The 25,276-nt window shown below is 64.1% G+C and carries 24 protein-coding genes; 7 read left to right on the top strand and 17 right to left on the bottom strand.

Annotation, left to right across the window (positions count from 1 at the left end; genetic code table 11):
- Positions 1-3: 3 nt before the first annotated feature.
- Positions 4-510: a hypothetical protein gene (locus RYH74_RS17685; protein WP_025340210.1), complete on the bottom strand. Its 507-nt coding sequence runs from the start codon at positions 508-510 to the stop codon at positions 4-6.
- A 199-nt stretch (positions 511-709) separates the two neighbouring features.
- Here RYH74_RS17685 and RYH74_RS17680 point away from each other — a divergent pair, with 199 nt between their 5' ends.
- Positions 710-2,752 (top strand): S9 family peptidase, encoded by a 2,043-nt coding sequence (locus RYH74_RS17680; RefSeq protein ID WP_085618073.1) that lies wholly within the window; start codon positions 710-712, stop codon positions 2,750-2,752.
- 195 nt (positions 2,753-2,947) lie between these two features.
- On the opposite strand, the gene RYH74_RS17675 is transcribed toward RYH74_RS17680, so the two are convergent.
- A complete protein-coding gene (locus tag RYH74_RS17675; RefSeq protein ID WP_075046024.1) occupies positions 2,948-3,226 on the bottom strand; it encodes a hypothetical protein in 279 nt (92 codons plus the stop codon).
- A 131-nt stretch (positions 3,227-3,357) separates the two neighbouring features.
- Here RYH74_RS17675 and RYH74_RS17670 point away from each other — a divergent pair, with 131 nt between their 5' ends.
- Positions 3,358-3,729 carry a YajD family HNH nuclease gene (locus RYH74_RS17670; protein ID WP_003259546.1) on the top strand — a complete coding sequence of 124 codons (372 nt, stop codon included), beginning with the start codon at positions 3,358-3,360 and terminating at the stop codon, positions 3,727-3,729.
- Positions 3,730-3,800: 71 nt separating this feature from the next.
- Complete coding sequence (locus RYH74_RS17665; RefSeq protein ID WP_025340213.1) at positions 3,801-4,271, top strand: RNA methyltransferase; 471 nt, start codon at positions 3,801-3,803, stop codon at positions 4,269-4,271.
- A 168-nt stretch (positions 4,272-4,439) separates the two neighbouring features.
- Here RYH74_RS17665 and RYH74_RS17660 read toward each other — a convergent pair whose 3' ends face one another.
- The 6 genes from RYH74_RS17660 to gabP all read right to left on the bottom strand — a co-directional run bounded on the left by RYH74_RS17660 (position 4,440) and on the right by gabP (position 12,295).
- Positions 4,440-5,930, bottom strand: a complete 1,491-nt coding sequence (locus RYH74_RS17660) for an aldehyde dehydrogenase (protein WP_025340214.1) — start codon at positions 5,928-5,930, stop codon at positions 4,440-4,442.
- A gap of 2 nt (positions 5,931-5,932) precedes the next feature.
- On the bottom strand, positions 5,933-6,835 hold the full coding sequence (locus tag RYH74_RS17655) for a dihydrodipicolinate synthase family protein (protein WP_075046026.1): 903 nt from the start codon (positions 6,833-6,835) through the stop codon (positions 5,933-5,935).
- Between the two features lie 74 nt (positions 6,836-6,909).
- Positions 6,910-8,238 (bottom strand): MFS transporter, encoded by a 1,329-nt coding sequence (locus tag RYH74_RS17650; protein WP_317409833.1) that lies wholly within the window; start codon positions 8,236-8,238, stop codon positions 6,910-6,912.
- Between the two features lie 182 nt (positions 8,239-8,420).
- On the bottom strand, positions 8,421-9,740 hold the full coding sequence (locus RYH74_RS17645) for an NAD(P)/FAD-dependent oxidoreductase (protein ID WP_274079730.1): 1,320 nt from the start codon (positions 9,738-9,740) through the stop codon (positions 8,421-8,423).
- Between the two features lie 61 nt (positions 9,741-9,801).
- Complete coding sequence (locus tag RYH74_RS17640; RefSeq protein ID WP_075046029.1) at positions 9,802-10,518, bottom strand: GntR family transcriptional regulator; 717 nt, start codon at positions 10,516-10,518, stop codon at positions 9,802-9,804.
- Between the two features lie 379 nt (positions 10,519-10,897).
- On the bottom strand, positions 10,898-12,295 hold the full coding sequence (gabP, locus tag RYH74_RS17635; protein ID WP_025340219.1) for a GABA permease: 1,398 nt from the start codon (positions 12,293-12,295) through the stop codon (positions 10,898-10,900).
- A 274-nt stretch (positions 12,296-12,569) separates the two neighbouring features.
- Between gabP and RYH74_RS17630 the strand changes: the two genes are divergently transcribed.
- On the top strand, positions 12,570-12,911 hold the full coding sequence (locus tag RYH74_RS17630; RefSeq protein WP_075046031.1) for a DUF2892 domain-containing protein: 342 nt from the start codon (positions 12,570-12,572) through the stop codon (positions 12,909-12,911).
- Between the two features lie 132 nt (positions 12,912-13,043).
- Here RYH74_RS17630 and RYH74_RS17625 read toward each other — a convergent pair whose 3' ends face one another.
- Positions 13,044-14,252, bottom strand: coding sequence for a hypothetical protein (locus RYH74_RS17625; protein ID WP_075046032.1), 1,209 nt, complete (start codon positions 14,250-14,252; stop codon positions 13,044-13,046).
- Positions 14,253-14,293: 41 nt separating this feature from the next.
- Entirely contained in the window at positions 14,294-14,743 is a 450-nt protein-coding gene (locus RYH74_RS17620) for a YcgN family cysteine cluster protein (protein ID WP_025340222.1), read from the bottom strand.
- Positions 14,744-14,887: 144 nt separating this feature from the next.
- Here RYH74_RS17620 and RYH74_RS17615 point away from each other — a divergent pair, with 144 nt between their 5' ends.
- The gene (locus tag RYH74_RS17615) at positions 14,888-15,481 is read left to right on the top strand and encodes a nitroreductase family protein (protein ID WP_075046033.1); all 594 of its coding nucleotides are present in this window, start codon (positions 14,888-14,890) and stop codon (positions 15,479-15,481) included.
- A 131-nt stretch (positions 15,482-15,612) separates the two neighbouring features.
- On the opposite strand, the gene RYH74_RS17610 is transcribed toward RYH74_RS17615, so the two are convergent.
- From RYH74_RS17610 to RYH74_RS17590, 5 genes are all read right to left on the bottom strand, one after another.
- Positions 15,613-16,545 carry a D-2-hydroxyacid dehydrogenase gene (locus tag RYH74_RS17610; protein ID WP_025340224.1) on the bottom strand — a complete coding sequence of 311 codons (933 nt, stop codon included), beginning with the start codon at positions 16,543-16,545 and terminating at the stop codon, positions 15,613-15,615.
- Positions 16,546-16,547: 2 nt separating this feature from the next.
- Positions 16,548-16,841, bottom strand: a complete 294-nt coding sequence (locus tag RYH74_RS17605; RefSeq protein ID WP_015271354.1) for a YcgL domain-containing protein — start codon at positions 16,839-16,841, stop codon at positions 16,548-16,550.
- The gene (rnd, locus tag RYH74_RS17600; RefSeq protein WP_317409832.1) at positions 16,838-17,971 is read right to left on the bottom strand and encodes a ribonuclease D; all 1,134 of its coding nucleotides are present in this window, start codon (positions 17,969-17,971) and stop codon (positions 16,838-16,840) included. Before rnd ends, RYH74_RS17605 begins: the two co-directional genes overlap by 4 nt.
- Before the next feature lie 275 nt (positions 17,972-18,246).
- Entirely contained in the window at positions 18,247-19,884 is a 1,638-nt protein-coding gene (locus RYH74_RS17595) for a phosphoethanolamine--lipid A transferase (RefSeq protein WP_317409831.1), read from the bottom strand.
- Positions 19,885-20,048: 164 nt separating this feature from the next.
- Positions 20,049-20,414, bottom strand: a complete 366-nt coding sequence (locus tag RYH74_RS17590) for a 5-carboxymethyl-2-hydroxymuconate Delta-isomerase (RefSeq protein ID WP_286100356.1) — start codon at positions 20,412-20,414, stop codon at positions 20,049-20,051.
- A 116-nt stretch (positions 20,415-20,530) separates the two neighbouring features.
- Here RYH74_RS17590 and RYH74_RS17585 point away from each other — a divergent pair, with 116 nt between their 5' ends.
- Entirely contained in the window at positions 20,531-20,767 is a 237-nt protein-coding gene (locus tag RYH74_RS17585; RefSeq protein ID WP_075046038.1) for a YdcH family protein, read from the top strand.
- Positions 20,768-20,890: 123 nt separating this feature from the next.
- Here the strand turns inward: RYH74_RS17585 and RYH74_RS17580 are convergent, their stop codons facing one another.
- On the bottom strand, positions 20,891-22,072 hold the full coding sequence (locus RYH74_RS17580; RefSeq protein WP_075046039.1) for a trans-sulfuration enzyme family protein: 1,182 nt from the start codon (positions 22,070-22,072) through the stop codon (positions 20,891-20,893).
- A 92-nt stretch (positions 22,073-22,164) separates the two neighbouring features.
- On the opposite strand from RYH74_RS17580, the gene RYH74_RS17575 reads away from it, so the two are divergent.
- On the top strand, positions 22,165-22,626 hold the full coding sequence (locus RYH74_RS17575; protein ID WP_015271359.1) for an Lrp/AsnC family transcriptional regulator: 462 nt from the start codon (positions 22,165-22,167) through the stop codon (positions 22,624-22,626).
- Between the two features lie 127 nt (positions 22,627-22,753).
- On the opposite strand, the gene RYH74_RS17570 is transcribed toward RYH74_RS17575, so the two are convergent.
- Positions 22,754-25,084 (bottom strand): FdhF/YdeP family oxidoreductase, encoded by a 2,331-nt coding sequence (locus RYH74_RS17570; RefSeq protein WP_317409830.1) that lies wholly within the window; start codon positions 25,082-25,084, stop codon positions 22,754-22,756.
- Between the last annotated feature and the right edge of the window lie 192 nt (positions 25,085-25,276).

The raw sequence follows: 25,276 nt of genomic DNA, 5'->3' as shown, positions 1-25,276 counted from the left end.
CGCTTACAGACGTGGCTCGACCCGGCCGCCGCCTCGGGAGACGGCTGGGGCGGCAGGGGGTGGCGCATCACGGTAACGGTCACGGCGCTCTGCGGCCAGCGGGCCCTGGGCGCCAAGCTGATCATCTTCGGCAGCCTGGCGCTGGGCAGCGGCCTCGGCCTGCGCGCGGCGCTCGCGGGCGCGCTTTTCCAGCGGCAAGCGCAGCAGTACGAAAAGGAAATACAGGGAAAACGCGCCCATGCCGTACATGGCGAAGTCGGATACAGCGCGCCAGGCGTTGTTGCCGACCTTGAAAGCGACATCCAGGGCGGTGATGGCAATGGCCGGGGCGAAACTGTCCTTGACCGGGTCGACGATGGTCGGGGTCAGCAGCAGCACCGCCAGCACCACCCGCAACGGTTCGCGCAGCCAGCGCCACATCCAGCCGGTGAGCTTGAAGCCCACCATCAGGCAGCCCAGGGCGGCAACGGCGTAAAGGCCCCAGGCGAGGGTGTAGTCGTTCTCGGTCATGGTGTTCGTGCAAGCCAGGCAAAGAGATGCCTATGATAAACACTTTTCCGGGCGCAGACAGTGTTTGCCTGTACCGGCCTCTTCGCGGGCTTGCCCGCTCCCACAGGTTCACCACAGATCTTGAAACTGTGCAGTGCCTGTGGGAGCGGGCAAGCCCGCGAAGAGGCCGGCTCAGGCAACCCCAATCAAGAGATCCTCAATGCCAACCAAGCCCCAACCCCCGATTGCCCACCAGGCCCAGGCCAGCGACCCGTACGCCTGGCTGCAACAGCGTGACACCCCCGAAGTGCTTGCCTACCTGCAGGCCGAGAACGCCTACCAGGAAGCCTGTCTGGCCGACCAGGCGCCGCTGCGCGAACAACTGTTCGAAGAGATCAAGGGCCGCATCCTGGAAACCGACCTGTCGCTGCCGGCGCCCTGGGGCCCCTACCTGTACTACACCCGTACCACCGCGGGCGACGAGTACCCGCGTCACTACCGCTGCCCGCGCCCGGCCGACGACTCCAACACGGTCGATGAAAGCCAGGAACAACTGCTGCTCGACCCCAACGCCTTGGCCAATGGCGGTTTCCTGTCCCTCGGCGCGTTCAACGTCAGCCCCGACCACCGCCTGCTGGCCTACAGCCTGGACACCAGCGGCGACGAAATCTTCACCTTGTACGTGAAGGACCTGGCCAGTGGCAGCGTCACTACCCTGCCCTTCGACGACTGCGACGGCAGCCTGACCTGGGCCAACGACAGCCAGACGCTGTTCTTCGCCGAACTGGACGACACCCACCGCCCGTGGCGCCTGCGTCGCCACACCCTGGGCAACGAAGGCGCGCAGACCGTGTTCGAGGAGCCCGACGGGCGCTTCTTCCTGCACTGCTACCGCACCAGCTCCGAACGCCAGCTGGTGCTGCTGCTCAACAGCAAGACCACCAGCGAAGCCTGGGTACTGGACGCGGAAACCCCGCAGGCACCGTTCACCTGCCTGGCGCCACGGGTCGAAGGCCACGAGTACTTCCCCGACCACGGCCAGCTCGACGGCCAGTGGCGCTGGTTCATCCGCACCAATCAGGACGGCATCAACTTCGCCTTGTACCACGCCCCAGTCGCACCGGTGCCCAGCCGTGAGCAATGGCAGGTGCTGGTAGCGCACCGCGACGCGATCATGCTTGAAGGCCTCAGCCTGAATGCCGGCGCGCTGACCCTGAGCCTGCGCGAAGGCGGCCTGCCGATCATCGAGGTACGCCCACAGGGGCTGGCGGCCTACCGCGTCGAACTGCCCGACGCGGCCTACAGCCTGTACGTGCAGGACAGCCTGGAGTTCGCCAGCCCACGCCTGCGCCTGCGCTACGAAGCACTCAACCGCCCGGCCCAGGTACGCCAGCTGGAGCTGGCCAGCGGTGCCCAGGCGGTGCTCAAGCAAACCCCGGTGTTGGGGCCGTTCGATGCCGACGACTATGTCAGCGAGCGCCTGTGGGCTACCGCAGCGGACGGCACCCGGGTGCCGATCAGCCTGGTGCGCCGCCGCCAGGACCTGGGCCAGACCGTGCCGCTGTACCTATATGGCTACGGCGCCTATGGCGAAAGCCTCGACCCGTGGTTCTCGCACGCGCGCCTGAGCCTGCTGGAGCGCGGCGTGGCCTTTGCCATCGCCCATGTGCGTGGCGGCGGTGAACTGGGCGAAGCCTGGTACCGCGCCGGCAAGCAGGAGCACAAGCACAACACCTTCAGCGACTTCATCGCCTGTGCCGAGCACCTGATCGCCGAGGGTGTCACGGCTGCCGACCGCCTGGCCATCAGTGGCGGCAGCGCCGGTGGCCTGCTGATGGGCGCGGTGCTCAACCTGCGCCCCGAGCTGTTCCGCTGTGCGATTGCCGAAGTGCCGTTCGTCGACGTGCTCAACACCATGCTCGACCCCGAGCTGCCGCTGACCGTGACCGAGTACGACGAATGGGGCAACCCTGAGGAGCCGGAGGTGTATGAGCGCATCAAGGCCTACGCACCGTACGAGAACGTGAAGGCACAGGCCTACCCGGCGATGCTGGTGGTGGCGGGCTACAACGACAGCCGCGTGCAGTACTGGGAAGCGGCCAAGTGGGTGGCGCGGCTGCGCACGCGCAAGACCGACGACAACCTGCTGCTGCTCAAGACCGAGATGGGGGCTGGGCATGGCGGGATGAGCGGGCGGTATCAGGGGCTCAAGGATGTGGCCCTTGAGTACGCGTTCGTGTTCGGCGAGCTAGGTCTGGCTTGAGAAAGCCGGGGGCGCTTTGCGCCCCTTTCGCGACACAAGGCCGCTCCCACAGGGATCGCGCATGTCCTGAATCCTGCGCGATCCCTGTGGGAGCGGGTTTACCCGCGAACACGGGCGAAGCCCGTGCCATCCACCGCGGCGCCTGCTTCGCGGGTAAACCCGCTCCCACAGAAAACCGGGGCAGGCCGGCTGAATTCAATCATCCTGCACCGGCTGCTTCGGCGGGTCCTGGCGCAACCCCGGCAATGGCTGGTCCTTCGGCGGCCCGGGCACCGGCATCGGCGGCAACAGGGGCGCCCCCGGCTGGCTGTCATAGGCCTTGGGCGGCGTACTCGGGGTAATCTGCGGATATGGCGTAGGCGTAGGCGTACCCGGTGCACCGGGCACCGGCGTGCTCAACCGGGGTGGCGTGCTGGCAGCTTCGGCCATGGGCAGGCCGGCGAACAACAGCACAACGAGGATCGCGCGAAACATCAGCAACCTCCTGTCGGGAACCTTCCTACAGGCTACGCCTAAATCACGGCTTTCGCCTGTCCGCCTGCCCCGCAAGCGCGCTAGACTCAATGCATAACCGTCATTTGCCTGATCAGAACAAAGGAAACACCATGAGCTCCACCTCTTCCGCCGCCGCCACCGCGCGCCTGGACCGCATCCTGGCCGATGCCAAGCGCGACAAGGAAATGGGTTACCGCGACAAGGCCCTGAAAATGTACCCGCACGTCTGCGGCCGCTGCGCCCGCGAGTTCTCCGGCAAGCGCCTGAGCGAGCTGACCGTGCACCACCGCGACCACAACCACGACAACAACCCGCAGGACGGCTCCAACTGGGAGCTGCTGTGCCTGTACTGCCACGACAACGAGCACTCGCGCTACACCGACCAGCAGTACTTCAGCGAAGGCTCCACCAGCACCCCGAGCATCGCCAAGGCCACCCACAACCCGTTCGCCGGGCTGGCGGGCATGCTGAAGAAAGACTGACCATCGATTCGCCCCCCGCTGCTACCGGGCAGCCCGTATAATCGCGCTTTTTTCGCGAAGGGCCCCGGTACGTGGCAAACAAACGATACAGCTGCATCGGCCTGTTCAACCCCAAGTCGGCAGAAAACGTCGGCTCGGTGATGCGCGCCGCGGGTTGCTACGGCGTCAATTCGGTGTTCTACACCGGCAAACGCTACGAGCGTGCCCGTGACTTCGTCACCGACACCAAGCGCGTGCACTACGACATCCCGCTGATCGGCATCGACGACCTGCAGCGCATCATCCCGCTGGGCTGCACGCCGGTGGCTGTGGAATTGGTGGAAGGCGCGCGGCCATTGCCGGAATACACCCACCCGGACCGGGCCATCTACATCTTCGGGCCGGAAGACGGCAGCCTCAGTGCCGATGTGCGGGCGTGGTGCGAAGAGACCATCTACATTCCGACCGAGGGCTGCATGAACCTGGCAGCGACGGTGAATGTGGTGCTGTATGACCGCATGGCCAAGGGGCTGAATACCCGTTCGGGGCCCAAGTTCAAGTAGTAAAAAGGCCGCCACTGCGGCAGCAGGACCGGCCCTTTCGCGGGTAAACCCGCTCCCACAGACTGTGCACTCCCTGTGGGAGCGGGTTTACCCGCGAAGAGGCCAGCCCGGACAACACAGGGCGGCCAGGTGCCGAACTCCGTCAGAACAGCACCGGTCTTGCTCAGGTCACGAAGCGTTGATCCAGATGGTCTTCAGCTCCGTGTACTGGTCATGGGCCCAGATGGACTTGTCGCGCCCACCGAAGCCGGACTCCTTGTAGCCACCGAACGGCGTGGTGACATCCCCTTCGCCGAAGCAGTTGACCGTAACCACGCCCGCGCGGATTTCACGCGACAGGCGCAGCGCATTGCGCAGGCTGCCGGTGTAGGCCGAGGCCGCCAGGCCGTAGACGGTGTCGTTGGCCAACTCGATCGCCTCGTCGATGGTCTCGAAGCTGGTCACGCTCAGCACCGGGCCGAAGATTTCCTCGACGAACAACTTGTTGTCGCGGCCAACGTTGTCGACGATGGTCGGCTGCACGAACACGCCGTCCTCGGTCTCGCCACCCTGGACGATACTGAGCTTGTGCTCGGCGGCGTATTCCAGGTACGACTTGACCTTCTCGAAGTGCGACTTGCTGACCATGGCGCCCAGGCGGTTGTCCGGGTCCAGCGGGTCGCCCAGCTTCCAGTCCTTCAGGTGCTTGGCGATCAGGCCCAGCAGCTGGTCCTTCACATCCTTGTGCACGATCAGGCGCGAAGAAGCGGAGCAGTTTTCGCCCATGTTCCAGAACGCACCGGCGGTGACGAACTGGGCCACTTCGTCCAGGTCCTCGCAGTCGTTCATGACCACGGCCGGGTTCTTGCCACCCAGCTCCAGGACGATGCGCTTGAGGTTGGACTCGGCGGCGTACTTCAGGAACAGGCGGCCGGTGTCGGTGGAGCCGGTGAAGCTGACCATCGGGATGTCCATGTGGCGGCCAATGGCCTCGCCCACTTCACGGCCACCGCCAGGCACCAGGTTGAACACGCCTGCAGGAATACCCGCCTCGTGGGCCAGTTCGGCCACGCGCAGGGCGCTGAGGGTGGTTTCCTTGGCTGGCTTGACCACGATCGAGCAACCGGCGGCCAGCGACGGGGCAATCTTCCAGGCCAGCATCAGCAGCGGGAAGTTCCACGGCAGCACCAGGCCGACCACGCCGATGGCCTCGCGCACCACCATGGTCACGGCGGCATTGCCGGTCGGGGCCGTGGCGTCGTAGATCTTGTCGATCAGCTCGGCGTGCCAGCGGATGGTGTGGATGGTTTCCGGCACGTCGACGTTCTGGCACTCGCTGACCGGCTTGCCGCTGTCCAGCGCTTCCAGCACGGCCAGTTCGTGGGCGTTGTCTTCCAGCAGCTGGGCGAACTTCAGCAGCACGTGCTTGCGGTCGTTCGGCTGCATCTTCGACCAGGTGCCCTGTTCGAACACGCGCTTGGCGGCGGCCACGGCCACGTTCACGTCGTTGACATCGCAGGCGGCGACTTCGGCCAGCTGCTTGCCGGTGGCCGGGTTGGTGGTGACGAAGGTGTTGCCCGAGATGGCATCGCGGAACTCACCGTCGATGAACGCCTGGGTACGCAGTTGCAGTTCGGCGGCGAGGGCCGCGTATTGTTCCTTGCTCAGCAAATCGGCCATTTTCAGGCTCCTCCGATGATCTGTGCGATGTTGCGCTTGAGTTCGGTGACCACGCGCTGCAGTTCCTGCTTCTCGGCCGCATCCAGGTCATACAGCGGCTTGCGTACGCCACCGGTGCTCAGGCCGTTGAGGGCGCAGCCGTACTTGATCGACTGGACGAACTTGCCGCCTTCGAGGAAGTCCATCAGCGGCATCATGGCGCCCATGATCTTGCGGCCTTTGTCGAAGTCCTTCTCGATCACACAGGCCTCGTACAAGGCCACGTGCTCGCGCGGGATGAAGTTGGAACCGGCGCAGACCCAGCTCTTGGCACCCCAGGCAAAGAACTCCAGGGCCTGGTCGTCCCAGCCGCACGACAGCTGGATGTTCGGGCGCTGGATGGCCAGGCGGTGCAGCTGGCCCATGTCACCGGAGCTTTCCTTGATGGCGACGATGTTCTTCACGTCGGCCACGGCGTCGAAGAACTCTTCGCCCATGCTCACGCTCATGCGGCCCGGGTAGTTGTAGAGCATGATCGGCAGGCCGGCGGCGGCGTCGACGGCTTTGACGTGCAGGGCGATTTCCTGCTGGGTCGGCAGTGCGTACGGCGGGGTGCCCACCAGCAGTGCGTCGGCCTTGATTTCCTTGGCGTGCTGGGCGAAAGCCACGGCGTCTTCGGTGCGGATGCCACCGGTGCCGACGATCAGTGGCAGGCGGCCGGCCAGCACGTCCTTGGCCTGGGCGGCCAGGTCGATGCGCTCCTGGGTGGTGTGGGCGTAGTACTCGCCGGTGGAGCCACCAATGATGACGCCGTGGATTTTCGACTCGACCAGGTATTCGAGGACCTCGGCGAACGCCGCCTTGTCGATCGAGCCGTCCGCAGCCAGCGGAGTGATTGCCGGGGTGTAGATGCCTTCGAATTTCACGGTAGGTTCTCCAGTGCGTTGCTCAGTGTTGTAAAGGCCGCAGCGGATCGACGCTGCGGCGGGTCGTCATGAATTCAGCTCAGCGAAGCCGCTTGTTGCAGGTTGAGCGAGCGGGTTTCCGGGGCCAGGGCAACGGAGAAGGCCAGGCCGACGAAAGTCACCGCGGCGGCGGCATACATGGTGGCGCCGATGCCATAGCTATCGAGGGCGATGGGCACCAGCCAGGTGCCGACCGCGGCACCGACCCGCGACATCGAGGTGCCCACGCCAACGGCACCGGCACGGATTTCGGTAGGGAACAGTTCGTTGGGGTACACCAGCTGCAACACCTGGGCGCCACCGATAAACAAGGCGTAGGCGCCGAACAGGGCGAGGATCAGCATCTCGTTGCCGTTGCTGAAAGCGCCCAGGCCCAGCAACGCCAGCCCCGACCAGAAGAAGCTGTGCAGCAGCGTGGTGCGGCGGCCGATGGTGTTCAGCAGGCGGGTGCCGATGATGCAACCGACCACGAACAGGCAGGTGATGGCGACCGACCCGATGGCGGCCCAGTCCCCTTTCAGGTTCAGTGCACCCAACACTTTCGGAGCGAAGGCGTAGACGGCGAACACCGGGATCACCGAGCAGGTCCAGAACATGGTGACGAACAGCATGCGCTTGCCGTAGCCGGAGTGCAGCAGGCTGAAGAACGACAGCTTGCGGGTCTTGGGCTCTTCCGGCAGGTTCTTCAGCGAGAAATCTCTGCCGTAGACGCGCTCGATCACTTGCTCGGCTTCGGCCGAACGGCCTTTGCTGATCAGCCAGCGCGGCGATTCGGGGGTGCCTATACGGATCGCGAACAGCAGCGCGCCGATCACCGAGGCACTGGCCAGCACCAGGCGCCAGGCATCATCGCCACCGTGGCGCAGGATCGCTTCACCGACCATGTAGGCGCAGGCGGCACCGGCGAACCACAGCACGGTCAGGGTGGCCAGGCGTGGGCCACGGTTCTTCTTGGGCAGGAACTCCACCAGCAGCGAGGTGGCCACCGGGTATTCGATGCCCACCGCGATGCCGATGGCGAAGCGCAGCAGGAACAGGACCATCGCCGATTCCACCCAGAACTGCGCGATCGAGGCCAGGATGAACAGGGTCGGGCCAACGAAGAACACGCGCTTGCGGCCGAAGCGGTCGGTCAACCAGCCGCCGAAGAAGCCACCGAAGAAAATGCCGATCAGCGCCGAAGCGGCGATCATGCCCTGCCAGAAACTGGTCAGGTTGAGGCCTGCCGACATCTGCACCATGGCAACGCCGATGATGCTCAATACATAGCCATCGACGAACGAGCCGCCACCGGAACGCAGGGTCAGCAACTGGTGAAAGTTGTTGATCGGTACATCTTCAATCGAAACATTTGGACTTGTCATTGTTGTTCCTGCCACTTCTGTTACATGCACAAATTCAAGGCGAGCGTGCCCGCGAAACTGAAAACAGCGTTCAGCCCCGGGTGACCGGCCTGTTGGCCAATCATCAATTTCGGGCAAAGGGCGCCCGTGCCGGCTAAATCGCCACCGGCATCAAGTGTTCAAAGTTGCAACGCCGTCAGCGGTCAGCTTTCTTTGCCAGCGCGGAACTGCCCCCACATCAGGTTTGCGTTCAAGCCTAGGGAAACCAGGGGTTGCGGCGGGTTTGCACAAGGCCCGGGAGCATTGAGCAAGAACTCGATCAGTTCGTTCTTGTCGCCGGCCAGCCAGTCGGCCAGCAACTTGCCGGTGACAGTGCCACGGGTAACACCCAGGCCGTTGCAGCACAGTGCGCCGACAACATTGGGCGCCAACTTGCCAAAGAACCCCATGTGGTTGCGCGACAGTGCCAGTGCACCGCCCCAGGTGTATTCGAAGTTCACCCCGGGCAGCATCGGGAAACGCCGGGCGAACGATTCGCGGTGGCGCTGGACGAAGCGGTCCAGGTATTTGCGGTTGCTGCGCCCGTCGGGGTTGTAGCTGAAGCTGTTGCGGATCAGCAGGCGGTTGTCGACGGTGCGGCGCATGGTGGTGCCGAACGGGTCGGCCGGGATCACGCCCCAGTAGGGTTTGCCGCCCAGGCGCGCCTGCTCTTCCTCGGTCAGCGGGCGGGTGATGCTGCCGTAGGTGAACACCGGCAGCATGCGGCCCTTGAGGAAGCCGAAGCTCATGCCGAAGGCGTTGGTGGTGAGCACCAGCTTGTCGGCGGTGATCGAACCGTTGGCATGACGCAGCACTACCTTGTCGCCGTAGTCGACCTCGGTGATGGGCGTGCGTTCATACAGCGAAACATTGGACGGCAGGCTGTCGGCCAGGCCTTTGACCAGCGCCGACGGCTGCAGCAGGGCGGTGCCGGGGGTGAACAGGCCCTTGCGGTAGAAATGCGTGCCGATGTGCTCGGGCAGGTCGCGGCCTTCGATCACTTCGTAGGGCTGGCCGAGCTTGTCCAGGCCGCGGCGGTAGGCATCCAGCACGGCGATGCCGCGGTCTTCGACGGCCGCCTGGTACTTGCCGCAGTGGCGGAACTGGCACTCGATATCGTAGCGCTCGATCAGTTCCTTGATGTAGGACTGGCCACCCAGGTTGAGCTTGAGGATGGTCTTGGCGATGTCGATGTCGCCGATGTAGTCCTCGGCGCCGATGTCGTGCGGCAGGTCGATGGCAAAGCCGGCGTTGCGCCCGGAGGTGCCAAAGCCGACCTCCTGGGCCTCGATCAGCACGATCTCGTCGTCCGGGAAGTTCGTTGCCAGCTGCCGTGCGGCAGCCAGGCCGGTGAAACCGGCGCCGACCACCACCCAGCGCGCCTGGCTGTGGCCACTGTGGGCCGGCCTTGGCGTGCGGGGCTTGCTCAGGTGATACCAGCCACAGGTGGCATCATCGGCAGGTAACGAACTAATTCTTGTCATGTCACTAACCTGGTTCTTGTTGTCGACGGGTGGTCAGCGTCAGTTGCCTGACCTTGGTAACTCATATCTGAATCGGTACATCCAGCCCTTGCGGCGCGGCGTACTCGGCCATGCGCCGGCGCGACAGCTCGAAGTGCTCGCGCACCAGCTGGCCGGCAGCTTGCGGGTCGCGGCGCTCGATGGCCTGGATCATCTGCTCGTGCTGCTCGCAGGCGATCTCGAGGTCGTGCTGCATGTCATCGGTGGTCGGGTGGCGGTAGAAAATCTTGCCCAGCCGGGTGTGGTCGATCAGCAGGCGACGCAGGCTTGGCAGCAGGTAGTCGTTGTGCGCCATCTTGCCGATTTCCAGGTGGAAGGCGTCGTTGTAGAGCACACGGTTTTCCACGTCGCGCTCTTCGATGGCCTGGCGGAACAGGGCCTGGATACCTTTGAGCACTTCGATCTCGGCGGCGCTGGCATAGGTGGCGGCCAGCTGGGTGGTGGCGATGTAGATCAGCGGGGCGGCGACGAAGAAGCTGTGCAGCGACTCGTGGTTCATGGCAGCGACACGTGGCGCGCGGTTGGCTTCCAGTTCGATGTAGCCTTCGGCGGCGATCTGGCGCAGCAGCTCACGCACTGGCGGGCGCGACAGGCCGAACTCGTCGCACAGGGCCAGTTCGTCCACCACCGCGCCCGGGGCCAGTTCCATGCTGAGGATCCGGCGGCGCAGCGCTTCGGCGAGGACGGCCTTGCGGTCCTGCGGCACTTCTGCACTGAGTGGTTGGACGGTGGCTTTCATGGCGGCCTTCTTTGTTGTCATAGAGCTGTGTCTACTATTTGTATAACGACTATAGGGCACTGTTAGACAATATGTCTACAGCATTTTCGATGAACGGTGAAATCTGTCTGGGCCTTTGTTTTCAAGGGGTCCAGCGGGTTCAAGGGTGAGATTAAACACCCCTTGGGGCTGCATTGCCAAACCGGGCAGAAAATTATCCAGATCAGACAAATGGGCAAAATTTGCCGGCCCTTTCGCGGGTAAACCCGCTCCCACAGGATCACCACAGGACTTGAGCACAGTGGTACCCCTGTGGGAGCGGGTTTACCCGCGAAAGGGCCGGCACAAACAAAAAAGCCACCTGCAGGCAGGTGGCTCTCTTCCATTCACACAAATCTCTTCACGCGGTTGCCAAGGCCTCCCGCCGCGCATGCCGCTTGCTGGTAATCACCCCCAGCACCAGGATCACCAGGGCCAGCGCCAGGGTCAGCGATACCTCCATGCGGTGCTTGGGCATGACGAACATGGTGCCGAGGGCAAAGATGATGAAACCGATCACCGCATAGGTCAGCCATGGGTACAGCCACATGCGGAAGGCAATCTCGACATTCTGCCGCTGCAGGATGGCGCGCATGCGCAGTTGCGAGAAGGCAATCGCCAGGTACACCAGCAACGCGATCGACCCGGAACTGGCCAGCAGGAAGGCAAACACCTCGGCCGGGGCGAAGTAGTTGACGATGGTCGCCAGCATGCCGATCAGCGTGCTGCCGATCACCGCCGCACGTGGCACGCCCACCTTCGAGGTGCGCTGGATGAAGCCTGGCGCATCACCGCGCTTGCTCAGCGAGTAGAGCATCCGCGACGAAATGTAGATCGACGAGTTCAGGCAGCTGGCCACCGCCACCAGTACCACGATGTCCACCAGTTGCTTGGCGTAAGGAATGTTCATGATTTCCAGCGCCCGCTGGTACGAACCCTGTACCGGCAGCAGCGGGTCGTTCCACGCCACCACCGAGATGATCACGAAGATCGACAGCAGGTAGAACACGCTGATGCGCCAGATCACCGAACGGGTGGCCTTGGCGATGTTGCGCGCCGGGTCTTTCGATTCGGAGGCGGCGATGGTGACCGCTTCGGTGCCCAGGTAGCTGAACATGGTGGTCAGCAAGGCACCGATGATCGCGGTCCAGCCATTGGGCATGAAGCCGCCCTGCTGCTCCAGCAGAAGTGGCAGGCCACTGACTTCACGCCCCGGCAAAACGCCGGCCAGGGCTGCGGCGCCCAGGGCGATGAAGGCGACGATGGCGATGACCTTGAGCATGGCGAACCAGAACTCGAACTCGCCGTATTTGGCCACGCTGAACAGGTTGGTGGCGGTCAGCAGCACGGTCATGCTCAGGGCGAAGAACCAGGCATCGATGTGCGGGAACCAGTTGTTGAGCACCACACCGGCGGCAATGGCCTCGATGGGAATCACCAGCACCCAGAACCACCAGTACAGCCAGCCGATGGTAAAGCCGGCCCAGCGGCCGATGGCGCGGTCTGCGTAGGTGGAGAACGAGCCGGTATCGGGGCTGGCGACGGCCATTTCCCCGAGCATGCGCATCACCAGCACCACCAGCGCGCCGGCCAGTGCGTAGGCGACGATGGCTGAAGGGCCGGCCGCCGCAATGGCGTGCCCGGAGCCGATGAACAACCCGGCACCGATCACCCCGGCGATGGAGAGCATGGTCACATGGCGTTGCTTGAAGCCTTGCGCCAGCTGATTGCTGGCGCCACTCGCGCTTGTCATTGTCATCCTGATCCCTGCTTTTGTTTTCTTTGTGGGGGGGACGTGAAGCTCCTGGATCGAAACCCAGCGTGGATGAGCTTCGCGCCCGGTCACGGTACGCCAGCGAGGGGGCGGTCAAGTTGCCTGGATCCGCCACGGACTTGACCATAAGTGACATCGGCTCCTTTGAAAGGCGCATGGCAGAGCCTTCTATGCGACAGGGGATGTCGTTCGGCATACCGAGTGAACGATGACAGCGGCCAACGGGTCAGCTGCTTACACTTCACGAGGAGGCCTTGCCATGCTCGATATCCATTCCGCGACGGCATCGTCGCAGCACAATGTTCATGGGCTGGAACGGGTCAGCTCGCTGGCCGGGGGGGCGCTGATGTTCAGCAAGGGGATGCGCCATGGCGGCCTGGTCGGCTTGCTGCAGATGGTGGTGGGAGGTTTGGCGGTGGCCCGAGGGGTCAGCGGGCATTGTTCGACCAAGGCCTGGTGGCAGCGGCATCGCCAGGAATACCAGCGGTTGCGTGCGGACATCGAGCGCAGCGCGGCGGAGCTGGAGGCGTTGCGGGCCAGTGCCGACGCGGCGACGCAGGGGGTGACGGTGACCGGGAAGGATCCGTTGGCTGGCAGTTGAGTTTTGCACTGCCTGTGCCGGCCCTTTCGCGGGTGAACCCGCTCCCACAGGGACCGCACCGTCTTGAGGGCAATACATTACCTGTGGGAGCGGGTTCACCCGCGAAGAGGCCGGTACGGGCGAAAGAGGTGCTCAGCGCAACGCCTTGCTCTGCAACACCTCGGAGCGCCGCCCCAGCACGTTCTCGCTGATCTGTATGAAGTCTTCGGTGCTGACGCTGGGCAGGCGCATCAGCCCGCGCGCCACATCGTCCAGCGAGCGTTTGGCCTGGGTGTGGATGCGGATTTCCTTGTCCAGCGCCTGCAGCAACATCACCCCCCGCGCCACCTGCGCCGGGGTGGCATGCTCGCCTTTGAGCCGGGTGACCTTGGCGCCCTGCTTGCTCAGGCGCGCCTGCCAGGCCTGGTAACGGTCGTCACTCACCCCGCCCGAGCGGCGCAGCAACTCGCTGGCGTAGTAGTCGGTCAGGCTTTCCACCAGCCAGTCACTGCCGTCACGCCCATGGATCTGCGCAAACAGTTGCACCACTTCGCGCAGCAACGGGCTGCTGCCGTTCTCGCTGACCATAGGCCGGGCACTGTGCAGGTACAACGAGCCCTGCGCGGCCATCGCCCCGCGCCACATGCCGTCGCGGGCACCGACCAACAGCAGCTTAGGCGGGTTGCGCGGGAACACCGCCTGCAATTGCGGCCAGACAAAGGTCAGCAAGGTCAGGTTGTCCATGCGCCGCATACCCTGCCCCACCGGTGCGGCCACGGTGACCTCGGTTTCGCCCAGGCGGGCGCGGCGGCTACCCAGGTCGCCGGCGAGCATCCAGCCGGTAGGGCGGTCGAACAGGCGCGAAACGTTATCGATGCGGAACTTGTCCTTGCCGATGCGCGGCCAGGAGGTCTCGATGCTCTTCCAGCCTTCGGGCAGGTCGAACGCCAGCCGCGCCACCAGCTCGGTGCCATCCTGTTGGTCGAGGCGCGCAGGCGGTACCAGCTGGTCGCCGAGGAACAGCGCCCAATGCGGGGTGATGCGCGACGAATAGGCGCCGCTGCCGCGTTTCTGGTCCAGCTGCACGCGGTAGCTGAGGCTGGTCTTGCCGGCCGCCGGTTGCCACACGCCGCGCTGGCCCTGCAGTTGCCATTGGCCATCAGCCTGGAAGCCGCTGTAGGCCCCGGCCTTGCCCAGGTCGAAGTCCAGGCTGCGCACGGCACTGCCTTCGGCCAAGGTGAGGCGGACCTCCGCCTGGCCACTGGCCGGCAACAGGCGCACCTGGTAGTCGAGGTCGACCTTTTTCGCCCAGGCCGGCGAACTGGCCATCAGGCCAAACAGCAACAACAGCTGGCAACGCATACAGAAACTCCTTGTTTCCCCGTGGCAGCGGGCCGCGCCGGTCAGCTGGCGCGGAAAATCAGGTGGTCTTCCCAGTCGTCTTCGTGCACATCGTGTTCACTGAGCATGCGCCCCGACTGGGAAATGCGCTGTTCATGGACCTGCTGGCGATCGCCGCAGACCAGGTGGTGCCAGGCCGGCAGGTCCTTGCCCTCGCTGACCAGGCGGTAGCCGCAGGTGCTCGGCAGCCACTTGAACTGGTCGGCCTTGCCCGGGGTGAGCTGGATGCAGTCAGGTACCTGGGCGAAGCGGTTGGGGTAATCGCTGCACTGGCAGGTGTGCAGATCCAGCAGTTTGCAGGCGATGCGCGTGTAATAGACGCTGTTGTCGTCCTCGTCCTCGAGCTTTTGCAGGCAGCACAGGCCGCAGCCGTCGCACAGCGACTCCCACTCTTGCGGGCTGAGTTGTTCGAGGGTCTTGCGCCGCCAGAACGGCGCGTTTTCAGCGATCATGACACGGGTTTCCTGCATTCATCTTGGGGCCACGGCGCGCGGCGGCGCCAGTCTAGAGCCTGGCCTTCGGCAAAGCCAGACCGCTTGTCAGTCGCGACGCGACGCAGTAGCGTGCGCGTTTCCCGTCCTTTTGCAGGAGCAGCCATGAGCGCCACCCCCCGCATTGCCGATTACGCCATCAACGAGCAATTCATCAACCGCTGGTCGCCACGTGCCTTCACCGCCGAGCCGATCAGCGAAGAAACCCTGCTGAGCTTCCTCGAAGCCGCACGCTGGGCACCGTCGGCGTACAACTCGCAGCCTTGGCGCTTCCTGTATGCCCGCCGCGACACGCCGAACTGGGAGCGCTACCTGAACCTGCTGGTGCCGTTCAACCGCAGCTGGGCGCAACAGGCTTCGGCGCTGGTGCTGGTCATTTCCAAGACCACCTTCGCGGCACCCGGTGCCACTGAAGAAAAGCCGGCGCTGTGGCACACCTTCGACACAGGTTCCGCCTGGGGGCACCTGGCCCTGCAAGCCAGCATCAGCGGCTGGCACACCCATGGCATGGCCGGCTTCGACCAGGAACTGGCGCGTCAGGAGTTGAAGGTTCCAGAAGGCTACGTGCTGCATGCCATGGTGGCGATTGGCAAGCTGGGTGACAAGGCCAGCCTGGACGAAGCCCTGCAGGCGCGTGAAGTACCGAGCCCGCGCAAGCCACTGAGCGAGCTGGCTGCCGAGGGTGATTTCAGCCTGTAAGCCTTGCATTGGCTGTACCGGCCTTTTCGCGGGCTCGCCCGCTCCCACAGGTACAACACACCCTTCGAGGGCGGCGCAATACCTGTGGGAGCGGGCAAGCCCGCGAAAAGGCCAGCACAGGCACTACAAAATCAATAGCCCCGGGCGAAGTCCACTTCACCTCGCAACCCCTGCCCCGCCACATACGCCCGCACATTCTCGACAAACAACCGCACCATCGCCGCCGGCGAGGTGGGCGCCGAGCTGTGCCCGGTCAGCAGCAAGCCCCACGCCGTCCAGAACGGGTGCTGCCTGGGCAACGGCTCCTGCCGGCAGACATCGATCACCGCCCCGGCCAGGTGCCCTTCCTTCAGCGCCTCGACCAGGTCAGCGTCGACCACCGCCGCCCCACGCCCGGCATTGATGAACAGCGCCGTGGGCTGGAAGCACTTGAACAGTGCCGCGTCATACAGGTCGTGGGTGGCCGGGGTATCCGGCAGCAGGTTGAGCACGTAGTCGACCTGGCCAACCATGCGCGGCAGGTCGGCCAACGCCGCTACCTCGACGAACGGCGCCTGCTCGCGGGCGCTGCTGGCAACGCCATACAGCACCACGCCAAACGCCTGCAGGAACTCGGCCACCCGCTGGCCAATGTCGCCAGTGCCGACGATCAGCACCTTGCGCCCTTCCAGGGTACGCCCCGGGCGGTCGTCCCAACGCCGTTCGACCTGGCTGACCAGGCGCGACAGCACCTCGCGCTCATGGCCGAGCATGTAGGTGAGCATGTACTCGGCCATCACCTGGCCAAAGATGCCCACGGCGCGGGTCAGGCGATAGTCGCGCGGCAGGCCCTCGGCCAGCAGCGGGGTGATACCGGCCCAGGTGGACTGCATCCAGGCCGGCTTGTGGCCCTGGCGCAGCAGGCTTGCCAGCAGGTCCGGCTGGCCCAGCCACACCGGGCACTGTGGCGCCTGGCCGGCCAGTTCGGCGGAGTCGCCGCTGGTCAGGATCTCCAGCTCTGGCGCGGCTGCGCGCAAAATCTCGGCGTATCGAGCATGATCATGCTCAGCAATCAGTACTCGCATGATCAGGCAGGGTCGTTACGGCGCAGCAACTCTTCGGGCAGATGCTCGATGTAGTCGTCTTCCGGCGGCGGCATCTGCAGGTGGTAACCCTGGTTGTCGAGGTTTTCCAGCACCTTGGCGATATCCTCGCGGGCCAGCTTGCGCTCGGGGGTAAGCACCAGGTCGAAGGCGTGCACGGGGGTGCCGAAGAACGGCAGCAGGCCTTCGGGCACGCGCTCCAGGCCGTCGGCCTTGAGCACGTACAGGTACATTTCGTTCTTGCGGGGGCTCTTGTAGATAGAGCAAATGCGTTTCATCGGGTCTCTCCGGCGCCTGCCAGGCTGTCCAGCAGGGCCTGGCCCATGCGCTCACGGCGCCAGCCGCGCAGCGAATCGGGCAATTGATAGGGGCCATTGGGATAGCCGCTCTTGAGCAGCGCTTCCAGGGCTTTCTTGCGCAGCATCAGCTCGGGGGCAATGCCCAGGCGCTCACCTTCGGCCTGGCCGATGGCACGCAGCTGCTTGAGGATGCCGCTGGCCTCGATCGGCAAAGGCTCGGGCAAGGCCTGTGGCCATTGTTCGGCTGGCAGGCTGGCGGCACGCTTGATCAGCTGGATGAGGAACTCACCGTCCTGACGAATGGTGCGCGGATGCATCTCGTCGATCTTGGCCAGCGCCGACAGGTTGTTCGGCTGGCTCTTGGCCATGGGCCACAGCGAGTGCTCCTTGAGAATGCGGTTGCGCGGCACGTCGCGGTTGCGCGCTTCACGCTCGCGCCAGGCGCACAGCTCACGCAGCACTGCCAGTTGCTGGGGGGCCAGCTTCCAGGCCAGCTTGACGTCGCGGTACAGGCTTTCGGGCTCGACTTCGCGGCGCAATGCGGCCACCAGCTCGGCGCCGTCCTCCAGCACCCAGGCGTACTTGTCGTCATTCAGGCGCGGGCGCAACACGGTGAACAGCTCGGCCAGGTGCACGGCATCCTCGGCGGCATAGCTGACCTGGGTTTCCGAGAGCGGGCGTTGCAGCCAGTCGGAACGGGTTTCGCCCTTGGGCAGGTCGATCCCCAGCACTTCCTGCACCAGGCGCGAATAGCCCATGGAGAAGCCCAGGTTCAGGTAGCCGGCGGCCAGTTGGGTGTCGAACAGCGGCTGTGGCAGCTTGCCGGTCAGGCGCAGCAGCACTTCGAGGTCTTCGCTGCAGGCGTGCAGCACCTTGACCACGCCGCTGTCATCCAGCAGTTCGGCCAGGGGTTGCCAGTTACCGATCAGCAACGGGTCGATCAGGAAGGCACGCTGGCCATCGCCGATCTGGATCAGCCCGGCTTTCGGGTAGAAGGTGTCGACCCGCATGAATTCGGTGTCGACGGCGACAAAGGGCAGCTGATGCCAGTCGCGGCAGTGTTCGGCCAGGCTCTGGTCGTCACGGATCCAGTGTATTTCGATGGCCACGAGGCTCTCCCACTAACATTGGCGCGCAGTATATACGGCGCGGGCACTGCTGGTGAAACCCGGGCCATCCTTGATATCGATCAGTGGTGCTGTTGTGCGTGTTCAGGCAGCAGCAACTCTCGTGCGCAAAATCCGCAAGCTTCGCGATCCCTGTGGGAGCGGGCATGCCCGCGAACACGGGCGAAGCCCGTGCCATCCACCGCGTCGCCTGCTTCGCGGGCATGCCCGCTCCCACAAAGTCCGCGCAAGCTAGCGCTTTTTGAATGCGCTTTGCCTCAGCGCTTGGCCGCCAGCCATGGCCGGCAGCTGGCGAACATGTCCAGCGACTGCTGGTAGACCTCGGTGTGTACCTGCAACAGGCCGAGCATCGAGTGGAACAGGTTGTCCTGCGACAGCGGTGCATCGCTGAGCTTGGCCAGGCAGTCGGTGTCGACGCCGAAGTCCTCCTTGTAGCTGTCGGAGAACCAGGTCAGCAGCGGCACGTGCTTCTGCTGCTCGGGGGCGATGGCGTAAGGCGTGCCGTGCAGGAACAGGTTGTACTCACCCAGCGACTCGCCATGGTCGGACAGGTAGATCATCGCCGTGTCGACCTTGTCCTGCTTGCTGCGCAGGGTGTCGATCAACGAGGCCAGCACCTTGTCGGTATAGGCCAGGGTGTTGTCGTAGCCGTTGATAATTTCCTGCTCGCTGCACTGGTCCAGCGCGTTGCTCTGGCACACCGGGGCAAAGCGCTGGTCGGCGCCGGGGTAGCGCTTGAAGTATTCAGGCCCGTGGCTGCCCATCTGGTGCAGCACCAGCACGGTGTCCTTGTCGAGGTTGTCGATCAGCTCACCCAGGCCCTGCAGCAGGATCTGGTCATGGCATTCACCATCAGCGCACAACTGCGGGTCCTGGAGCTTGCTGACATCGATGAACTGCACGCGGTCGCAGGTGCCCTTGCAGCCCGACTGGTTGTCACGCCACTGCACCGCCAGGCCGGTACGCTGGAGGATGTCCAGCAACCCTTCGCGGTTCTTCGCCACGCGGGCATCGTAGTCCTTGCGCTTCATGCCAGAGAACATGCACGGCACCGAAACGGCGGTTTCCGTGCCGCAGGAGTGCACATCGGAGAACGCCAGCAGGCCCTGTTCCCTGGCAAGGTTTGGTGTGGTATCGCGGTTGTAGCCAAGCACGCCGAAGTGGTCTGCCCGCGCACTTTCGCCCACCACCAGCACGGTCAGCGACTTGCGTTCGTGCTTTTGCCAGGCAGCATCACGCTTGGCATCTTCGCCATAATGCTGGAAGGGCCGTGATGCGGTACCGACGCGCTCGCTGACATAACCAATGGAGGCACCCACGATATTGCTGGGGGTGAGCATCAGGCGCAGTTCGTGGTGGTTGCGAAACAACGACGACAGGCCCTGGTAGTTGACCAGTGCCACCGAGCCCAGGGCCACCACGCAGGCACCGCCAACCACCAGCTTGCCGAGCAGTTCACGGTGCCAGGCGCGATAGGCGATCGGCGCCTTCCACAACAGCACCGAAGGCACTACACCGAGGCCCAGGATATACAAGGCAAACTTCAACGAAAGCAGGTCACGCACTTCCGCCACGTTGGTTTCCGCGATATTGCGGAACATGCCCGCGTCAATAAGTACGCCGTACTGGTTCATGAAGTAAGCCACGCCCGCGCCGCTCATGAACAACACGACAAGTATTGGCTTCAATATATAACGGAAGGCGAACAACGTGAGGATCAGGTTGAACGCGAACAGCATCAGCACGGCAAACGCCAGGCTCAGCCAAAGCCCCGGCAAACCGGGCGGCACGACCTGTTCAAGATGCTGCCAGAGGAAGACATTGAAGCCGATCAGCAGGTAAAGGCTGGCCAGCAGCGTGACCCATTCAGTCCGCAGGGATTTGAAGTTGAGCATCAGTGTTCGCAATCAAGAGTGATTATCAGCCCGAGGGCCTGCGCGGCACCGGGAAACTTGGCTGAACTCTAGAAAGCGTGCCATCAATATTTTGTGAAAAAGACGCCAACAAATTCGTGAGCAGGCGCCTTTTCTACATTAAAAGAAGTTCACTCAGCGCTTGTTCAGCCTGGCAGGCGTTCCTTGGCATACGGCTCGCGGTCGATCTCCAGCACTTCCACGCACAGCTGGATGTCCAGCCCCGGTTGCTCGGGGATGGCCTCACGCAGCACATCCAGCAGACTGGCGGACAGTTGCGTCTTCACCTCGGGCGAGCGCCCGCTGAGAATGGCCAGGCGCACATGGGCAAAGGCACGCTCGCCGGGCGCGGTGCCCACGCGAAACTGGCCGAAGGCCTGGGCGCGGCTCTTGATGTCAGCCTCGTCGGCGAACTGGCCACTGCCGACCAGGGCATGGTTCAGGCGCAGCAGCAGGACGTCGACGTTCAGCTCGCGCAGGTTGTCGCTGTATTCCAGGTTCAGGTGAGGCATGGCGCAGGTTCCGGGTCACGGGGAGATGCGACAGCCTACCCCAGTCCCCTACCTGCGCAAAGACGACTATCCTCAAAGGTCAGAACCATCCGCCAACCCCCGACAGAGGTGAAGAAATGCCAGTTCCGCATGATCTGCTCGCTGACCTGCACGTTACCGCTGATGCATTCCAGGCGCTCATGGACAAGGACCAGACGCTGCACTCACTGCACAAGGAATACAACGCCAAAGACAAAGAGGTGGTCGCCGCCGAAGGCAACGGCACCAACGACGAAGCCGTCAACCGCCTGCGCAAGGAACGGTTGCTGATCAAGGACAAGATCGAACGGATCATTCATCCGCCCAAATCCTGACAGGAATTCATTGAATCCACCGGCCTCTTCGCGGGTGAACCCGCTCCCACAGGTACAGCGCCAGACCTGAAGGCAGCGGAGCCCCTGTGGGAGCGGGTTTACCCGCGAAGAGGCCAGCAGCCCTCACATGGCAGCCGCAGCCTTCAACGCCCCATCCAGGTCCTCGACCAGGTCGCGGTAATCCTCGATACCCACCGACAACCGCAGCAGGTTCTCGCTGATGCCCATCACGCCCTTCTGCTCCGGGCTCAGCGAGCAGTGCGACATGCTCCAGGAGTGGTTGATCATGCTTTCCACCCCGCCCAGCGAGTCGGCCAGCACGAAGATCTGCAGCGCCTCCACCAGGCGGTTGAGCGCGGCGCGGTCGCCCTTGACCTTCATCGCCACCACCGCCCCGCCACTGCGCATCTGCCGTTTGCACAGCTCATGCTGCGGGTGGCTCTCCAGCCCCGGGTAATACACCTGCTCGATCTGCGCGTGGCTTTCGAGGAAGCGCGCCACCTGCAGGGCATTGGCACACTGGCGCTCCATGCGCACATCCAAGGTCTTCAGACCGCGCAGGGCCAGGTAGCAGTCGAACGGCCCCTGCACCGCGCCAATCGCCATGCTGATGCGGCGCAGGCGCGCCAACAACGCATCATTGGCAGCTACCACCACGCCACCGGTGAGGTCGGAGTGGCCGCCGATGTACTTGCTGGCCGAGTGCATCACCAGGTCCACGCCCAGGGTGATCGGGCGCTGGTTCCACGGCGAGCAGAAGGTGTTGTCGATGCAGGTGAGGATGCCCCGCGCCTTGGCCAGGTCGCACACCGCCTTGATGTCGACCAGGTGCAGCAACGGGTTGGTCGGCGATTCGATCCAGATCAGCTGGGTTTCCGGCTTGATGGCGGCGGCCACCGCCTCGAGGTCGTTGAGGTCGACGTAGGTGGTGGTCAGGCCCGAGGTGCGGCTGCGGTAGTCTTCCATGATGCGGAAGGTGCCGCCGTACACGCCGTTCATAACCACCACGTGGGCATCCTTGGGCAGCAGCTCCAGCACGGTGGCGGTGGCGTTCACACCCGAGGCGCAGGCGACCGCGCCAACGCCCTCTTCCAGGGCGGCGACACAGGTTTCATAGGCATGCCGGGTGGGGTTGCCAACGCGGCTGTAGGAGTATTCCGGCTTGTCGTCCAGGCTGCGCTTGGTGAACGAACTGGCGGTGACGATCGCCGGGAAAATAGCGTTATCGGCGACGCTGAACTGCTCACCGGCGTGAATGGTACGGGTGGCGAAATTGCGCGGCTTGTCGGACATGGTCAGGCCCATTGGCAGAGTGAAAGCTGCAACTATCGCACAACCCAAATCTTCTGGCCTTGGGGTAATCTGTGAAATATTTTTCTCCACGGCCCACGCGCGATATGGACAGCTTCGACCAGCACATTCTCACCCTGCTTCAGCGCGACGCCTCGATCTCGCTCAAGGACCTGGCCGAGGCCGTAAACCTGTCTACCACGCCGTGCTGGAAGCGGGTCAAGCGCCTGGAGGAAGACGGCTACATTGTCGGCCGTGTCGCCCTGCTCGACCCGGAACGGCTGGGGTTGGGGCTGACGGTGTTCGTCCAGCTCAAGACCCAGCGCCACGACAGCGCCTGGCTGGAGCAGTTTGCCGCGACCGTGACCGGGTTCGAGGAAGTGATGGAGTTCTACCGCATGTCGGGGGACTGGGATTACATGCTGCGGGTTGTGGTGGGGGATATTGCGGCGTATGACCGGTTTTACAAAAAGCTGATCACCAGTACTGATGGGCTGTCGAACATCACTTCCAGTTTTGCCATGGAGCAGATGAAGTACACCACGGCTTACCCGGTGAACCGTTCCTGATTCCTGTATGGCAGTACCGGCCCTATCGCCGGCAAGCCAGCTCCCACAGGTACGTCACAGGTTCTGAAATCTGTGCGGTCCCTGTGGGAGCTGGCTTGCCGGCGATAGGGCCCTTGCAGGCTACCTGTCAATCCGCGGCCAGCACCGCCGCAATCCGGTTCCCGGCCTTGGCTTTCTCGACCTTGATCGCCACGAACTTCGAGGTCGGGGTATAGGTTCCCTCGCCATAGCTTTCCAGCGGCACCAGCGGGTTGGTCTCCGGGTAATAGGCCGCCGCCTGCCCCTCGGGTACGTCATACGCCACCAGGCGGAAGCCTGACACACGCCGCTCCACGCCATCCTCCCACAGCGACACCAGGTCCACATGCTCGCCCGGCTCGAAGCCCATCCGGCGGATGTCCACCTCGTTGACGAACACCACTTCACGCAGGCCGAACACCCCGCGATAACGGTCGTCCAGGCCATACAGGGTGGTGTTGTACTGGTCGTGCGAGCGCAGTGTCTGCAGGATCAGGTCGGGCTTGTCACCGCGCGCCAGCACCTTGGCATTCACCAGTTGCTCCGGCAGCTGGTGCGGGCTGAAGCGCGCCTTGCCTGTGGCCGTGCGCCAGGTACGGTCGGCGGCATTGTTGCCCAGGTGGAAGCCGCCGGGGTGCTGCAGGCGCTCGTTGAAATCGGTAAAGCCGGGGATCACATCGGCAATCATGCTGCGGATACGGCCATAGTCGGCAACTGCGTACTCCCAGTCGATCGGCTGCTTGCCCAGGGTCGCCTGGGCCATGCCGGCGATGATCCACGGCTCCGAGCGCAGGTGCGGCGAGCGCGGGCGCAGCTGGCCGTGGGAGATGTGCACCATGCTGAAGGTGTCCTCCACGGTCACACCTTGCGGCCCGCTGGCCTGCATGTCGATTTCGGTACGGCCCAGGCACGGCAGGATCAACGCATCGCGGCCGGTAACCAGGTGCGAGCGGTTGAGCTTGGTGGAAATCTGCACGGTCAGCGCGCAATTGCGCATGGCCGCATGGGTGCGCGGCGTATCCGGCGTGGCCTGGGCAAAGTTACCACCCAGGCCGATGAACACCTTGGCCCGCCCTTCTTCCATGGCCTTGATCGCCAGCACCGCGTTGTGCCCGTGGGCACGCGGCGCGCGGAACTGGAAGCGTTTTTCGATGGCATCGAGCAGCGCCGCCCCGGGCTTCTCGTCGATGCCCATGGTGCGGTCGCCCTGCACGTTGCTGTGGCCACGCACTGGTGACAGGCCGGCACCGGGCTTGCCGACGTTACCACGCAGCAGCTGCAGGTTGACGATTTCCTGAACGGTCGGCACCGAGTGGCGGTGCTGGGTGACGCCCATGGCCCAGCACATGATTACCCGTTCGGCCTTGCGGTACATTCGCGCGGCCAGTTCGATCTCGGCCTGGGTCAGGCCCGATTGCTCGACGATGTGCGCCCAGGGCGTGGCATCCACGGTTTCCAGGTATGCGTCGATGCCACTGGTGTGCTCGGCGATGAAGGCATGGTCGAACACCGCCGGTTCACCATTGGCCTGGGCTTCGCGTTCCCACTGCAGCAGGTACTTGGCAATGCCGCGCATCACTGCCATGTCGCCGCCCAGGGCCGGGCGGAAGTAGGCCGTGTTGGTTGGTTCGGAGCCATTGCTGAGCATCTCGAACGGGTGCTGCGGGTGCTGGAAGCGCTCCAGGCCGCGCTCCTTGAGCGGGTTGAAGCAGACCACCTGGGCACCACGCTTCACCGCTTCACGCAGCGGCTCGAGCATGCGCGGGTGGTTGGTGCCGGGGTTCTGGCCGATGACGAAGATGGCGTCGGCCAGCTCCAGGTCGTGGAACACCACGGTGCCCTTGCCCACGCCGAGGGTTTCCGACATGCCCACGCCGCTGGCTTCATGGCACATGTTCGAGCAGTCGGGGAAGTTGTTGGTGCCGTAGGCGCGGACGAACAGCTGGTAGAGGAACGCCGCCTCGTTGCTGGCCCGGCCCGAGGTGTAGAACTCGGCCTGGTCGGGCGATTCGAGTGCGCGCAAGTGTTGGGCAACCAGCGCAAAGGCTTCTTCCCAGCTGGTTTCCACATAGTGGTCGGTGGCCGCGTCGTAGCGCATCGGGTGGGTCAGGCGGCCCTGGTACTCCAGCCAGTAGTCGGTCTGCTCGGCCAGGGCGCTGACGCTGTACCTGGCGAAGAATGCCGGGTCCACCGAGCGGCCGGTGGCTTCCCAGTTGACTGCCTTGGCGCCGTTCTCGCAGAACTTGACCATGTCGTTTTCCGGCGACTCGCCCCAGGCGCAGCCGGGGCAGTCGAAGCCGCCGTTCTGGTTGGTCTTGAGCATGGCCCGCAGGTTCTTGAAGGCATTGTCGCTGCCCAGCCAGCTCTTGGTCACGCTCTTGAGCGCCCCCCAGCCGGCGGCGGCGCCCTTGTAGTCCCTGATGTGTTGGTCCTGGCTCATGCGATGAATCCTCACGCTTCGATGCTTTTTTTCAGCCTATGGAGCGTGGGGTAGAGCCGTCCAATCGAAAGATCTTACGGGGTGATAGGCGGTTTCGATCACGGGCTGGAACCGCGCCGCGGCCTTCGCGGGTGAACCCGCTCCCACAGGGCCACCACAGGTTTCGAGCCCTGCGCTTTACCTGTGGGAGCG

This window comes from Pseudomonas sp. LSJ-87, from assembly GCF_032971465.1.
In the GTDB taxonomy this organism is placed as follows: domain Bacteria; phylum Pseudomonadota; class Gammaproteobacteria; order Pseudomonadales; family Pseudomonadaceae; genus Aquipseudomonas; species Aquipseudomonas putida_Z.
Note: the sequence above shows the minus strand (reverse complement) of the source record. Positions and strands in the feature narration are given on the sequence as shown.